Origin of the sequence: Streptomyces sp. NPDC015242 (assembly GCF_043079125.1) — a bacterium.
Taxonomy (GTDB): Bacteria; Actinomycetota; Actinomycetes; order Streptomycetales; family Streptomycetaceae; genus Streptomyces.
The window spans coordinates 116,331-129,194 of the sequence record NZ_JBIBUF010000012.1 but is presented as its reverse complement, the minus strand read 5'-3'; the positions used below and the strand labels follow the sequence as shown (position 1 = coordinate 129,194).

12 protein-coding genes are annotated in these 12,864 nt (G+C 74.0%); 6 read left to right on the top strand and 6 right to left on the bottom strand.

Annotated elements, in window-relative coordinates:
- Window positions 1-60: 60 nt before the first annotated feature.
- On the top strand, window positions 61-1,416 hold the full coding sequence (locus ACF07N_RS33535) for a S28 family serine protease (RefSeq protein WP_392120328.1): 1,356 nt from the start codon (window positions 61-63) through the stop codon (window positions 1,414-1,416).
- 1 nt (window position 1,417) lies between these two features.
- Here the strand turns inward: ACF07N_RS33535 and ACF07N_RS33530 are convergent, their stop codons facing one another.
- Window positions 1,418-2,413, bottom strand: a complete 996-nt coding sequence (locus ACF07N_RS33530; protein ID WP_392120325.1) for a small ribosomal subunit Rsm22 family protein — start codon at window positions 2,411-2,413, stop codon at window positions 1,418-1,420.
- A gap of 137 nt (window positions 2,414-2,550) precedes the next feature.
- Between ACF07N_RS33530 and ACF07N_RS33525 the strand changes: the two genes are divergently transcribed.
- A complete protein-coding gene (locus ACF07N_RS33525; protein WP_392120322.1) occupies window positions 2,551-3,810 on the top strand; it encodes an SUMF1/EgtB/PvdO family nonheme iron enzyme in 1,260 nt (419 codons plus the stop codon).
- On the opposite strand, the gene ACF07N_RS33520 is transcribed toward ACF07N_RS33525, so the two are convergent.
- Both ACF07N_RS33520 and ACF07N_RS33515 read right to left on the bottom strand, forming a co-directional pair.
- On the bottom strand, window positions 3,778-4,953 hold the full coding sequence (locus tag ACF07N_RS33520) for a serine hydrolase domain-containing protein (RefSeq protein ID WP_392120319.1): 1,176 nt from the start codon (window positions 4,951-4,953) through the stop codon (window positions 3,778-3,780). The genes ACF07N_RS33525 and ACF07N_RS33520 overlap by 33 nt on opposite strands.
- Window positions 4,905-6,203, bottom strand: a complete 1,299-nt coding sequence (locus tag ACF07N_RS33515) for a multidrug effflux MFS transporter (RefSeq protein WP_392120316.1) — start codon at window positions 6,201-6,203, stop codon at window positions 4,905-4,907. Before ACF07N_RS33515 ends, ACF07N_RS33520 begins: the two co-directional genes overlap by 49 nt.
- Before the next feature lie 86 nt (window positions 6,204-6,289).
- Between ACF07N_RS33515 and ACF07N_RS33510 the strand changes: the two genes are divergently transcribed.
- The gene (locus ACF07N_RS33510; RefSeq protein ID WP_392120313.1) at window positions 6,290-7,336 is read left to right on the top strand and encodes a Gfo/Idh/MocA family protein; all 1,047 of its coding nucleotides are present in this window, start codon (window positions 6,290-6,292) and stop codon (window positions 7,334-7,336) included.
- Here ACF07N_RS33510 and ACF07N_RS33505 read toward each other — a convergent pair.
- Window positions 7,323-8,963, bottom strand: a complete 1,641-nt coding sequence (locus tag ACF07N_RS33505; protein WP_392120310.1) for an alkaline phosphatase D family protein — start codon at window positions 8,961-8,963, stop codon at window positions 7,323-7,325. The genes ACF07N_RS33510 and ACF07N_RS33505 overlap by 14 nt on opposite strands.
- Before the next feature lie 134 nt (window positions 8,964-9,097).
- Here ACF07N_RS33505 and ACF07N_RS33500 point away from each other — a divergent pair, with 134 nt between their 5' ends.
- Window positions 9,098-9,856 (top strand): SDR family oxidoreductase, encoded by a 759-nt coding sequence (locus ACF07N_RS33500; protein ID WP_383340731.1) that lies wholly within the window; start codon window positions 9,098-9,100, stop codon window positions 9,854-9,856.
- Between the two features lie 365 nt (window positions 9,857-10,221).
- Here ACF07N_RS33500 and ACF07N_RS33495 read toward each other — a convergent pair whose 3' ends face one another.
- Both ACF07N_RS33495 and ACF07N_RS33490 read right to left on the bottom strand, forming a co-directional pair.
- Window positions 10,222-11,208: an aldo/keto reductase gene (locus ACF07N_RS33495; RefSeq protein WP_392120307.1), complete on the bottom strand. Its 987-nt coding sequence runs from the start codon at window positions 11,206-11,208 to the stop codon at window positions 10,222-10,224.
- Window positions 11,209-11,275: 67 nt separating this feature from the next.
- Window positions 11,276-11,602 carry a nuclear transport factor 2 family protein gene (locus ACF07N_RS33490; RefSeq protein ID WP_392120304.1) on the bottom strand — a complete coding sequence of 109 codons (327 nt, stop codon included), beginning with the start codon at window positions 11,600-11,602 and terminating at the stop codon, window positions 11,276-11,278.
- Window positions 11,603-11,780: 178 nt separating this feature from the next.
- On the opposite strand from ACF07N_RS33490, the gene ACF07N_RS33485 reads away from it, so the two are divergent.
- Together ACF07N_RS33485 and ACF07N_RS33480 are read left to right on the top strand one after the other, a co-directional pair.
- Complete coding sequence (locus ACF07N_RS33485) at window positions 11,781-12,338, top strand: DoxX family protein (RefSeq protein ID WP_383323320.1); 558 nt, start codon at window positions 11,781-11,783, stop codon at window positions 12,336-12,338.
- 56 nt (window positions 12,339-12,394) lie between these two features.
- Window positions 12,395-12,748: a MazG-like family protein gene (locus tag ACF07N_RS33480; RefSeq protein WP_392120301.1), complete on the top strand. Its 354-nt coding sequence runs from the start codon at window positions 12,395-12,397 to the stop codon at window positions 12,746-12,748.
- Window positions 12,749-12,864: the final 116 nt, after the last annotated feature.

Here is a 12,864-nt window from a genome sequence, read left to right as displayed (position 1 = left end):
TGGGGCGGTCGCGGCAGCGCGACCGCCACCAGGCACCACGGACACCCGGGAGGGACCTCCATGCGCATGTGGACGAGACGAAGGATGCTCACAGCGGCCGTCGCGACGGCGGGCCTCACCGCCTCGGCGGCGGCACCGGCGCGTGCCGCACACGCCGGGCACGCCGGGCACGCCGGGCACGCCGGGATCGTGGATGTCGCGGACGCCCTCCGCTCGCTGCCCGGACTGCGCCTGGTCGAGGAGCGGCAGGACGCCGGACCCGGATACCGGCACTTCGTCCTCGGCCTGCGCCAGCCGGTCGACCACACGGACCCGGCGGCCGGCACCTTCGAGCAGCGGCTCACCCTGCTCCACACGGCCGCCGACCGCCCCACGGTGCTGTTCAGCACGGGCTACAACGCGGTCCTCACCCCCCGCCGGACCGAACCGGCGCTGCTCCTCGGAGCCAACCAGCTCCAGGTGGAACACCGCTTCTTCGGCACCTCGGTCCCCGCCGGGCGCCCCGGCTACGCCCACCTCACGATCCGCCAGGCCGCCGGCGACCACCACCGCGTCGTCCGCCTGTTCCGCCGGCTCTACCCCGGCGCGTGGCTCTCCACCGGCAGCAGCAAGGGCGGGATGGCGACCGTCTACCACCGCCGCTTCCACCCCCGGGACGTCGACGGCTCGGTGGTCTATTCGGCGCCGAACAACGCCGACGACCGCGACGACTCCGTCCACCTGCGCTTCCTGGAGACGGTCGGCACCGCTCCGGCGCGCGAGGCCGTCAAGGCCGCCCAGCGGCGGATGCTGCTGCGCAGGACCGAGATGGTGGCCCGCTACGAGGCCTGGGCGTCCGCCGCCGGCGACACCTTCCGCATCGTCGGCAGCGCCGACCGGGCCTTCGAAGTCGCCGTGCTGCGGGTGCTGTTCATGTTCTGGCAGCGCGCCACACCGGACGACCTCGCCGCGATCCCCGGTCCCGCGGCGACGACCGACGAGCTGTACGCGTGGCTGGACACGTGGGCGGGACTGCCGTTCTACGCCGACACGACGGCGCGGCGCTACGTCCCGTACTGGTACCAGGTCGGCACGCAGCTGGGGTACGGCGACGTCCCCACCGCCCATGTGGCGGACCTGCTGCGCCACCCGGGCGGCATCGAGGCACGCGTCTTCGTCCCCCGGGACGTCCCCATGGTGTTCGACACGGAGGCCATGCCGGACATCGACCGCTGGGTCCGGCGTCGCGGCAGCCGGCTGCTGTTCGTCAACGGCGCACAGGACCCGTCGGTCGCCGAGCACTTCCGGCCCGGGGGCGCCGACTCACGGGTGTTGTGGGTGCCGGGCGGCAATCACGGCGTGGACCTCGCGAACCTGGCACCGGCCGACCGGGCGTGGGCGCAGGACGCGCTGCTGCGCTGGACGGGGGCGCGCTGACTCACCCGGTGGGGCCGGAGGGCGGCCAGGGGTCTCCCCAGTCGGCGTCCCGGGCCGCCTTGTAGAGGTCGCCGTGGCGTTTGGTGACGGTGGCGCGGCGCAGCGACGGCTCCGTCTCGCACAGGTCGAGCAGGACCTGGCCCTTGCGGATCTGGGGGCGCCGCACGACGCGGGAGGGCGCGGGTTCCACGGGGAAGCGGGCGGCGGCGACGTAGCTGAACTTCTCGTCCTCGTAGGCGAGGGAGCCGCCCTTGACCTGGCGGTGCAGGGAGGAGCGGCTGACCCGGGCGGAGAAGTGGCACCAGTCCGTGCCGGGGGCGATGGGGCAGGCGGCGCTGTGCGGGCAGGGGGCGGCGATCCGGAAGCCGGCGCCGATCAGCCGGTCGCGGGCCTCGATGACCCGGGCGTAACCGTCGGGCGTGCCGGGTTCCACGATCACGACGGCCCGTGCGGCGGCCGCGGCGGCGTCGACGAGGGCGGTGCGGTCGGCGTCGGTCAGCTCGTTGAGGACGTACGAGACCGTGACGAGGTCGGTGCTCTCCAGGGCGAGCGCCGCTCCGATCCGGGAGCGCTGCCAGCGGACGTCGCGCAGGGCGGGCCGGTCCGCGGCGATCTCCCGGCCGAGCGCGAGGGCCGGCTCGGCCCAGTCGAGGACGGTGACGGGCCGCTCGCCCTCCCAGGTGGCGCTCACGGCCCAGGCCGCCGCGCCCGTGCCGCCGCCGACATCGGTGTGCGACCCGGGCACCCACCCGGGCGCGGCCTCGGCGAACGCCTCCAGCGCCGACCGCACCGCCTCGAACGTGGCGGGCATCCGGTAGGCGGCGTAGGCGGCGACGTCGGCCCGGTCCCGCAGGATCGGCGCGTGGGTCGGGGTGTCCCCCCGGTAGTTGCTGATCAGCCGCTCCACGGCCTGCGCGGCCTGCCGCGGCGGCAGCCCGTCGAGCAGACCGGCGAGGGCGGCGCGGAGGGAGTCGGCCGGGGGTACGGGGGCGTTCACCCGGCGATTCTACGAGGGTGCAAAGGCCGCCGGACTCCCCCGTCCGGCCCGGCCGGACCGCGCACCCGGCCCGCCGCGCCGCACCCTGGACCCTCCCGCGTCGAGACCTGCTGCCCTGACCGCCCAGGAGCGTGACCATGGCCCGGACCCGCCGCCTCATCCTGAGCCCGCCGCCGCGGGTGTGGGGCCTGCTGCCGGACGGCCACCGCTACGGGGAGTGGGTCACGGGAACCCGCCGGATCCTCGCCGCCGACCCGCACTGGCCCGCCGAGGGCGCCCGGCTGACGGTCCGCGCCGGCGCGGTCCCCCTCACCCTGGACGACACCTGCGTCGTCCGCGTCTGTGAGCCGGGCCGCCGCCTGGAACCGGAGGCCGAGGCCGGCCCTTTCGGCGCGGCCCGCATCGCCATGCGGCTGCTCGCGCTCCGCGACGGCATGACGCTGACGAAACAGGCGCGGATCGCGGTGCGGGAGCGAGGGCGCGCTGCGGCTCCTTCGGCCGGTCCGGCGGGCTCCTGGCGGGCCGCGAGGGGGAGGTCCGGCCGGCTCGATGGCCGCGGGCTGAGGACAGGAAGCCGGCTGCTAGCGTCCGGCACCATGTGGCTTCAAGAGATCGTGGCCGGCCGACCGGCTTGGCGGCACACCCCCTCCGACGTGGTCTTCCGGGCCGTTCCCGGTGGGACGTTCCTGATGGGCCTGTCCGACGCGGAACTGGAGGCGGTACGGGCCATCGAGCGGGCCGGAGGCGCCGATGACGACCTCGAAGCGTTCTTCGCCGGCGCTGTCCGGGCCCGGCCGGTGCGAGAAGTGCGGGTCGAGCCCTTCCTGATCGCCCGGCATCCGCTCACGGTCGCGCAAGCACGGCACTGGCTGCCCGCGTACGAGGACAGCTTCGCGGCATCGGACCGGAGCACGGCCCGCTTCGAGAGCGACGTGGACGACCTGCTCGAAGCGTGGCCGTTCCGGCTGCCCAGCGAGGCCGAGTGGGAGTACGCGGCCCGGGCGGGTACGACCACGCTGACCTTCCGCGGGAACGGACGGCCGGACGAGGACCAGGTGCTCGACGACTTCGCCGACGAACAGCGCACCGCCGCGGCCGAGAACGCCTTCGGGCTGGCGGCGATGGGGTCGGCGAACGAGATATGCGCCGACGTGTGGATCCCGCTTTTCGCGGACGCGCCACTGGACGCAGGCCCCCGCATAGGCGAAGGACCGCGGGTGGTTCGCGGAGGCGGTGGCGATCTCCATCCGTGGCAAGGCTGCGACGAGTGGCTGCTGCTGCTCTCCGCCACTCGCGACGCGGTCCAGGACTTCACCGCCGTCCGCCCGGTCGCACCCGTGCCGACCGGTCAGCACGGCGTCCTCTCACCTCCCCCGCACGGCCCGGGCCACCCGTGACCCCGCCGCTGCCCGCGGGGCGTTGTCCGGGCGTCTGCGGCGGGGGTGGACCGTGTTCGTCAGGAGGACGAGGAACGTGTCCGTCGCCGGGTCGAGGACCAGGGACGTGCCCGTGAAGCCCGTGTGACCCGCCGCGCCGCGGCCCGCCAGGTCGCCCATGAACCAGGGCTGGTCGAGGGTGAAGCCGAGGCCCGGTGGGGTGAAGAGGAGTTCGACGAAGTCGGGGCCGAGGATGCGGGCGGGGCCGTAGGAGCCGCCGGTCAGGAGGGCGCGGCAGAAGACCGCGAGGTCCCGGCCCGTGGAGAAGAGCCCGGCGTGGCCCGCCACTCCGCCGAGCGCCCAGGCGTTCTCGTCGTGGACCTCGCCCCGCAGCATGCCCCGGTCCGCCTTGGCCCAGGGCCGCCGCTGGTCCTCCGTCGCCGCCGCCGCGGGGCACGGCCCGAAGCCCGTCGAGGTCATGCCGAGCGGCCGGGTGATGCCGTCGTGGATCAGGACGTCGAGGGTGCGGCCGGTGAGGCGTTCCAGGACGTGCTGGAGGAGGAGCATGTTGAGGTCGGAGTAGCAGTGGGTGCCGGGCACGCCGACGGGGGCCTCCGCTCGGAGTGCCGTGAGGCGTTCGGCGTCGTCGGCGCAGTCGTACAACGGGAGTTCGGGGCGCAGGCCCGAGGTGTGGGTGAGGAGCTGGCGGACGGTGATGCCGTGCCGGGCCGCCGCCGTGAAGTCGGGCAGGTACGCGCCGACCTTCGCGTCGATGCCGAGCGTGCCGCGCTCGATCTGCTGCACGGCGGCGACCGAGGTGAACAGTTTGGTGAGGGACGCCAGGTCGAAGGGGGTGGCGACGGTCATCGGGACCCGGTCCCCGGGGGGCAGTTCCACACCCGCGTCGGTGGTCTCGTCGTAGGCGGCGTAACGGACGGCCCAGCCCGCCGCCTCCTCGACCGCGATCACCGGGCCGCGTCCGACGACCAGCACCGCGCCCGGTGCCCAGGGGCGCTGCCCGGTGGTGAGGACGTGGACCTCCCGGACCAGATGACGCAGTTCCGCGGGGTCGAGTCCGGCCCGTTCCGGCGTGCCGTCGCGCAGTCTCGGTGCGCTCAGCGGTCCGCTCCCTCCACACTCGCGCGGGCCCTCCAGGGTCGGCACATTCCCACGAAGCAGGCCAGCGCCACCAGTGCGGCGGCCAGTTGGACGACGGCCATCGGGAGGGCGGTGTCCTCCCCGGCCACGCCGACCAGCGGGGAGGCGATCGCCCCGATGAGGAAGGAGGACGTGCCCAGCAGGGCGGAGGCCGAGCCGGCGGCGTGCCGGACGCGCATCAGGGCGAGCGCCTGGGTGTTGGGCAGGGTGATGCCCATCGCGGACATCAGGACGAACAGCGCGACGGCCACGGGGGCGAGACCGACCTCGCCGAACACGCCCAGGGACATCAGCAGCAGCGCGGTCGCGGCGGCGATGACGATCGCCAGGCCGGCGCCCAGCACGCGGTCGAGGCTGACCCGGCCGACCAGGACCTTGCCGTTGATCTGGCCGACGGCGACCAGTCCGATCGAGTTGAGGCCGAACAGCAGGCTGAACGTCTGCGGGGAGGCGCCGTGGATCTCCTGGATGACGAACGGGGAGGCCGCGATGTAGGCAAAGAGGGCGGCGAAGGCGAAACCGCCGGTGAGCATGTAGCCGGTGAAGGCGCGGTCGGCGAGCAGGGTGCGCATGGCGCGCAGGGCCTCGCCGACGCCGCCGCTGTGCCGTTCGGCGGGCGGCAGGGTCTCGGGGAGCCGCGTCCAGACCAGGACGCCGATGAGGACGCCGACGACCGTGAGGACGGCGAACACGCCCCGCCAGTCCGTCACGCGCAGCACCTGCCCGCCGATCAGCGGCGCCACGACGGGCGCGACCCCGGAGATCAGCATGAGGGTGGAGAAGAAGCGGGCCATGGCCATGCCGTCGTAGAGGTCGCGGACGACGGCCCGGGCGATGACGATCGCGGCCGCGCCCGCGAGGCCCTGGGCCAGCCGGAAGGCGACGAGGAGTTCGACGGTGGGGGCGAGCGCGCACAGGACGGTGGCGACGACGAAGACGGCGAGCCCGGCCAGGAGCGGGCGGCGGCGCCCCCAGCGGTCGCTCATCGGCCCGACCACGAGCTGCCCGAGGGCCATGCCGGCCAGGCAGGCGGTGAGGGTGAGCTGGACCGTCGCGGCGGGCGCGTGCAGGGAGCGGGTGACCTGCGGCAGCGACGGGAGGTACATGTCCATCGCCAGGGGCGGTACGGCGGTCAGGCTCCCGAGGAGGAAGGTGACCAGGAGCCCGGTGCGGCGCTGTGGTGTGAGGTCGGGGGCTTCCGTCCCGGTCGCGGCCCCCTGCGCGGTCTTCGATATGGACGCCCCACCCTCGGGCATGAGTCCCTCCCTCTTCGAGTCGATCGCCACCTATGCTCTCAGCTCGTACGGACTGCTAGGGGTCACGAGGCTAAGGCGGGGCGGTAATGACGGTGGAGACGGTGCGGTGGGGGATCCTGGCGACCGGGGGGATCGCGGCCGCGTTCACCGCGGATCTGGTCGACCTGCCGGACGCGGAGGTCGTGGCGGTGGCGTCGCGGTCGCAGGACTCGGCGACGGCGTTCGCCGAGCGGTTCGGGATAGCGCGGGCCTACGGCGACTGGAACGCGCTCGCGCAGGACGAGGACATCGATGTCGTCTACGTCGCCACACCGCACACGGCGCACCGGGCCGCCGCGGGGCTGTGCCTGTCGGCCGGGCGGCACGTGCTGTGCGAGAAGCCGTTCACGCTGAACCTGCGCGAGGCGGAGGAACTCGTCGCGCTGGCGCGGGAGCACGGGCGCTTCCTGATGGAGGCGATGTGGATGTACTGCAATCCGCTGGTGCGGCGGCTGAAGGCGCTGGTGGACGACGGGGCGATCGGCGAGGTGCGCAGCGTGCAGGCCGACTTCGGTCTCGCGGGCCCGTTCCCGCCCTCGCACCGGCTGCGCAACCCGGAGCTGGGCGGCGGCGCGCTGCTCGATCTGGGCGTGTATCCGGTGTCGTTCGCGCAGCTGCTGCTCGGGGAGCCGTCGGACGTCGCGGCGCGCGCGGTGCTCTCGGAGGAGGGCGTCGACCTCCAGACGGCAGCGGTGCTCTCGTGGGACAGCGGCGCCCTGGGTTCGGTGCACTGCTCCATCGTGGGCGGCACGGCCACCGGCGCCTCGGTGACCGGCTCCAAGGGCCGCATCGACATCCCGCACGGCTTCTTCTTCCCGGAGAGCTTCGTGCTGCACCGGGACGGCCGTGACGCCGAGGAGTTCACGGCCGACCCGGCGGACGGGCCGCGCAACAGCATGCGCCACGAGGCGCTGGAGGTCATGCGGGCCGTGCGCGCCGGGGAGACCGAGTCGCCGCTGGTGCCCCTCGACGGCACGCTCGCCGTGATGCGGACGCTCGACGCGATCCGCGACCGCGTCGGCGTCCGCTACCCCGGTGAGACCCCGGGCGAGACCCCGGACGGGGGCCGCGCCGCGGAGCTCACGCCGGCGTGAGCCCCTGCCTGCCCACCTCCGTCACGAAGGACGCGGCCGTCGTGACCGGCGCCCCCGGCCGGGTCACGTACGGCACCGTCCTGAAGTCGGCGCGTGCCGCCTGCCGTCCCAGCTCGACGGTGACGTAGCCGCGCCGGCCGTTGAAGAACTTCAGGTGGGGGTTGGCGGACATGTAGGTGTCCCAGGTCGCGGGCTTGTCGGCGCCGTCCCGGCCGCTGGAGACCGAGGTCGCCACGAGCTCCGTGCCGAGCGTGGCGGAGGCCGGGTCGTCGAAGTCGTCCTTGATGTCGAAGGCGTAGGCGGAGTGCACGTCGCCGCTGAGCACCATCAGGTTCTCCACGCCCGCGGCCTTCGCCCCGTCCAGGACGCGGCGGCGGGAGGCGCTGTAGCCGTCCCAGGCGTCCATGGAGACGCGGGACGGGGTGGTGGCGTCCATGTGCCGGCGGGCGAACAGGACCTGCTGCGGTACGACGTTCCACAGGGCGCGCGAGGAGCGCCAGCCGTCGAGCAGCCACCGCTCCTGCGTGGCGCCGGTCATGGTGCGTGCCGGGTCGTGGGACTCGGGGCCGGGCACGTGCGCCTTGTCGCCGTAGGCCTGGTCGGAGCGGTACTGGCGGGTGTCCAGGACGTCGAACTGGGCGAGCCGGCCCCAGGTCAGGCGGCGGTAGAGCCGCATGTCGGGTCCGGTGGGGCGCTGGGGGCGGCGCAGGGGCTGGTTCTCCCAGTAGGCGCGGTAGGCGGCGGCGCGGCGCAGCAGGAACTCCTCCGGCGGGACGCTGTTCTCGGGGACGTCTCCGGCGTAGTTGTTCTCGGTCTCGTGGTCGTCCCAGGTGACGACGAAGGGGTGCGCGGCGTGCGCGGCGGCCAGGTCCGGGTCGGACTTGTAGAGGGCGTACCGCAGCCGGTAGTCCTCCAGGGTCACCGTCTCGCGGGCGAACAGGGCGGGCAGGGTGCGGTCGGTGTACTTGCGCTGGCCGCCGACGGAGTCGACCGCGTACTCGTAGAGGTAGTCGCCGAGGTGGAAGACGAGGTCGACGTCCTCGGCGGCGAGGTGGGCGTAGGGGGTGTAGTAGCCGTCGTGGTAGGCCTGGCAGGAGACGGCGGCGAGGGTGAGGGACGCCACGCGGCTGCCGGGGCCGGGGGCGGTGCGGGTGCGGCCGGCGGGGCTGGTCCAGCGGCCCGCGCGGAAGCGGTAGTGGTAGACGCGGCCGGGCTCCAGGTGGCCGACCTCGACGTGGACGGTGTGGTGGAACTCGGGGTGCGCGGTGGCGCTGCCGCGCCGGGCGATGCGGCGGAACCGCTCGTCGTGGGCCAGTTCCCAGTGCACGGTGACGCGTTCGGCGGGCAGTCCGCTGTCGGCCTGGAAGGGCACGGGCGCGAGGCGGGTCCACAGGACGACCGAGTCCGGCAGGGGGTCACCGGAGGCGACGCCCAGCGTGAAGGGGTTGTCGGTGAGGCGCGCGGCGTCGAGTTCGGCGGCGGCCGCGACTCCGGGGGCGGGCAGGTTGGTCGAGAAGGCCAGCGCGGCGGCGGCGCCGGTGGTGGTGAGGAAGCGGCGGCGGCCGATGTGGCGGGCGGCGGCGCGGAGTTCGGGGGCGTGCTGGGACGGGTGTGCTGCGGGTGTCATCCGGTCCTCCCCTGGCGAATGGCTGCAGGGGGCATTGGAGTGGCCGGGGACGACACCTGATTGACGCGTACACCGCACTCACATGACGGACGGATGAGTTCCGGATGGCGGACCCTCCCGTACGCTGCGGGCCCATGGATGCCAAGGGGAACGGAATCGCGGTGGTGACCGGCGCGGGCTCCGGTATCGGCCGGGCGGTCGCCGTGGAACTGCTGCGTGCGGGCTGGTCGGTGGCGCTGGCGGGCCGGCGCGCGGAGACGCTGGAGGAGACGGCGGCCCTGGTGCCGCGGGGCGCGGCCCTCGCCGTACGGACGGACGTCTCACGCCCGCAGGACGTGACGGAGCTGTTCGCGGCCACCGTCGGTCGGTTCGGGCGGGTGGACCTGCTGTTCAACAACGCGGGCACGTTCGGGCCCGGCGGCGTGCCGGTCGAGGACCTGTCCTACGACGCCTGGCGGCACGTGGTGGACACCAACCTCAACGGGGCGTTCCTGTGCGCGCAGGCGGCGTACCGGCAGATGAAGGAGCAGGAGCCGCAAGGAGGGCGGATCATCAACAACGGCTCGATCTCCGCGCACACGCCCCGCCCGCAGTCGGTGGCCTACACGGCGACCAAGCACGCGCTGACCGGCCTGACCAAGTCACTGTCCCTGGACGGCCGGCCGTACCGGATCGCCGTGGGGCAGATCGACATCGGCAACGCGGCGACCGACATGACGGCGGGCATGCAGACCGGAGCGCTCCAGGCGAACGGGACGGTCGCCCCGGAACCGGTGATGGACGTCGCGGACGTGGCGCGCACCGTGCGGCACATGGCGGAGCTGCCGTTGGAGGCGAACGTGCAGTTCGCGACCGTGCTGGCCACGACGATGCCGTACGTCGGACGGGGCTGAGCCGGCGGCCGAGTTCGTCAACTCGTCAACGTGCACAAACGGAATAGGAACGTCCACCCCATTGCGGCCGGTGGGGGGCCTATGCTCAAATCATCTACACCAAAGCTTCACAGATGGAGCAGAGGGCTCCCGTCGGCCACATCCAGGGGGGAGGCGGCAGTCGTTCCACCGCACCGGGTGGGGGTGGACTTCGCGAGCACCGCGGAGTACGCACCGGTGCGTGTGGAACGACTGCCGCACAGGCCGCCGCACCGCGAACGGCGCCCGGGTGCGCGGGCGGCCCTCCTCCACCGGCCGGGCTCCCGGCCGGCCCCCTCCACCGGCACGGCTCCCGGTCGGGGTCACCGCCTGGGTCACCGCCGGGGTCACCGCCCGAGCAGCCGGTCGACCTCCGTGAGCTGCGCACCGGTCAGCGCCCCCTTCTCCAGGGCTCCCGCGTTCTCCTCCGCCTGGGCGACCGAACGGAAGCCGGGGATGGGCACCGTGCGCGGGCTGCGCGCCCACAGCCAGGCCAGGGCGCCCTGGGCGAGCGTGCGGCCTTCGCTGGTGAGGACGTCCCGGAGGGCGTCGACGCGGGCGAGCCAGCGCGGATCGGCGCCCGAGCCGTCGCCGAACCCCCGCAGCCAGGCCGGCGGCCTGCTGCGGATGTCCCCCGCCTCCAGCGGCTGCCCGTCCCGGCGCTTCCCGGTGAGCAGCCCCATGGCGAGCGGACTGCGGTTGATGCTCGTCAGGCCGGCCTCCTCGCACAGCGTGAGCATCGCGGGCGCGTCCTGGAGGACGTTGAGCGCGTGCTGCACGGCGGCGCAGTGCGGCCCCTCGGCGAACACGGCGGCACGCGCCGGGTCGTCGGTGCTCCACGCGTAGGCCCGTATCAGCCCCTCGCGGACCAGTTCCTCGCACGCGTCCCGGAGCAGGGCGGCCCTCTCCGGATCGGCGTCGGCGAGGTGGAACTGGTAGAGGTCGAGGTAGTCGGTGCCGAGCCGGCGCAGGGACGCGGTGAGCGCGCGGCGCAGATGAGCCGGTGAGTCGTCGCCGCCGGTGAGCGTACGGGTCTCCTCGTCGAACACGTTGCCCCACTTGGTGGCGACGACGACGTCGGCCCTGCGCTTGCCCAGCGCCCGGCCCAGCACGCGTTCGCTGTGCCCGGCGCCGTAGGTGTCGGCCGTGTCGAAGAAGGTGATGCCCAGGTCGAGGGCGCGCCGCACCGCCCGCACCGACTCCTCGTCGTCGACCCTGCCCCAGCCGAGCGGCTGCCCGTCCGCGGCCTGCCATTCCCCGCCGATCGCCCAGCAGCCGAAGCCGAGGGCGCTCACCTCGATGCCGCCGCGTCCCAGCGGCCGTGTGGTCTCCATGCCCGCAGAGGCTAGGAGTTGGAGCCCACGCGAGGGCAAGCAGACGCGTGCGCGGGGCTGCCGCGGGTCAGGCCTGACCGGTCTCGAACCGCGAGATCCTGCCGTCCTCGTCGATGGTGAAGCTCCAGCGGGTGCGCATCTCGCCCCAGGTGTCGTTGCTGTAGCGGGCGAGCAGGGACCGGCCGCCGTCGGACTCGTTGTCGACCTCCATGTGGCCGTGGGAGGAGAAGATCTCCCGGTCGACCCAGTCGGCGAGGTCGCGGTCGGTTCCGTCGTCCGCCATGGTCGCGCCGGGGGCGAGGAGCGCCATGAAGCTCTCCCGGTCGTGGCTGTTCACGGCGGCCACGAAGGCCCGGACGGCCGGGTCGCTCAGGCGCGTGGTCTGAATCGTCATACGCGCCAGCCTCGTCCCGGCCGCCCGGCCACGCCACCCGTGCCACCCGAACGGCGCCCCGGGCGCGGCCGTGAGGTGTCGGGGGGTGCCTGAAGTGCGACGGTGGGACGCGACGAGGGGTGTTCCCCTGTTCCTGCTGTCTGCTCCGGGAGACGACGTGAGGTATTACCAGCGACGCGTGAGGCACGACCACCGGCGTGATCTGGGCCTGCTGCTGCTCCGGCTGGGGGCGGGCGGCGTCCTGGCCGCCCATGGCGCGCAGAAGCTGTTCGGCTGGTTCGGCGGCCACGGCATCGAGGGCACCGGTCAGTTCATGGAGTCCGTGGGCTACGCCCCGGGCAAGGCGAGCGCGACGGCGGCGGGGCTCGCGGAGACCGGCGGCGGCGTGCTGCTGGCGCTGGGCCTGGCCACACCCGCGGCCGGCGCGGCGGCGGCCGGGGCGATGGCGGGGGCCGCGGCGGTGCACGCCCCGAACGGCTTCTTCAACCAGAGCGGCGGCTACGAGTACGCGGCGACACTCGGCCTGACCGCCGCGGGTCTGGCCGTCACCGGACCGGGCCGGTTCTCCCTGGACGCCGTGCTCGGGCACGCGGTGAACCGGAGCTGGATGATCCCGGCCGCGTTCGCGGCCACCGCCGCGGGCACGGCGCTGGTCGTCGGGGGGCGGGCCCGGCGGCTGCGCAAGGCCAAGGAGGGCGAGCAGGAGGCGCTGTTCGAGGAGGAGTCCATGGCGTAGCACCCCGCGGGGCGCGACCGGGGCGTTGTCAGACCCGCGTGGCAGGCTGCGGGCCCATGAGTGAGCACACGTCCCCCGCACCCGCCGCGCCCGACCTGTGGGCCACCGTCGACGCCCTGTGCGCGTGGCTGGACACCCACCGCCCCGTCGAGAGCCGCGAGGGCCTGCTGCTGCGCGTCCTCAAGCTGAACGAGGAGGTCGGCGAGGTCGCCGAGGCGGTGATCGGCGCGACCGGCCAGAACCCGCGCAAGGGCGCGACGCACACCTGGGACGACGTGCAGGCCGAGCTGTGCGATGTCGTCATCACGGCGCTGGTGGCGCTGCGGACCCTGACACCCGAGGCGCGTGAGGTGTTCACGGGCCATCTGGAGCGGGTGAGGCAGCGCTCCCTGGCCTCGGTCCGGCCCTGACCGGCTGCCCGTTGCACGGATTTCCGCCCGCGGACGCGAACACTTCTGCAATGATCGACCGAACGCTCGGATGGTGAGCGGCCGGCTCCCGCCCGGCCGCGGTCGAGGAGTCCGGT

What these genes read in the sequence shown, in the direction of transcription:
- ACF07N_RS33535 (WP_392120328.1), top strand. Translation starts at nt 61, where the DNA reads ATGCGCATGTGGACGAGACGAAGGATGCTCACAGCGGCCGTCGCGACG.
- ACF07N_RS33525 (WP_392120322.1), top strand. Translation starts at nt 2,551, where the DNA reads ATGGCCCGGACCCGCCGCCTCATCCTGAGCCCGCCGCCGCGGGTGTGG.
- ACF07N_RS33515 (WP_392120316.1), bottom strand. Translation starts at nt 6,203, where the DNA reads ATGCCCGAGGGTGGGGCGTCCATATCGAAGACCGCGCAGGGGGCCGCG.
- ACF07N_RS33510 (WP_392120313.1), top strand. Translation starts at nt 6,290, where the DNA reads ATGACGGTGGAGACGGTGCGGTGGGGGATCCTGGCGACCGGGGGGATC.
- ACF07N_RS33505 (WP_392120310.1), bottom strand. Translation starts at nt 8,963, where the DNA reads ATGACACCCGCAGCACACCCGTCCCAGCACGCCCCCGAACTCCGCGCC.
- ACF07N_RS33500 (WP_383340731.1), top strand. Translation starts at nt 9,098, where the DNA reads ATGGATGCCAAGGGGAACGGAATCGCGGTGGTGACCGGCGCGGGCTCC.
- ACF07N_RS33495 (WP_392120307.1), bottom strand. Translation starts at nt 11,208, where the DNA reads ATGGAGACCACACGGCCGCTGGGACGCGGCGGCATCGAGGTGAGCGCC.
- ACF07N_RS33490 (WP_392120304.1), bottom strand. Translation starts at nt 11,602, where the DNA reads ATGACGATTCAGACCACGCGCCTGAGCGACCCGGCCGTCCGGGCCTTC.
- ACF07N_RS33480 (WP_392120301.1), top strand. Translation starts at nt 12,395, where the DNA reads ATGAGTGAGCACACGTCCCCCGCACCCGCCGCGCCCGACCTGTGGGCC.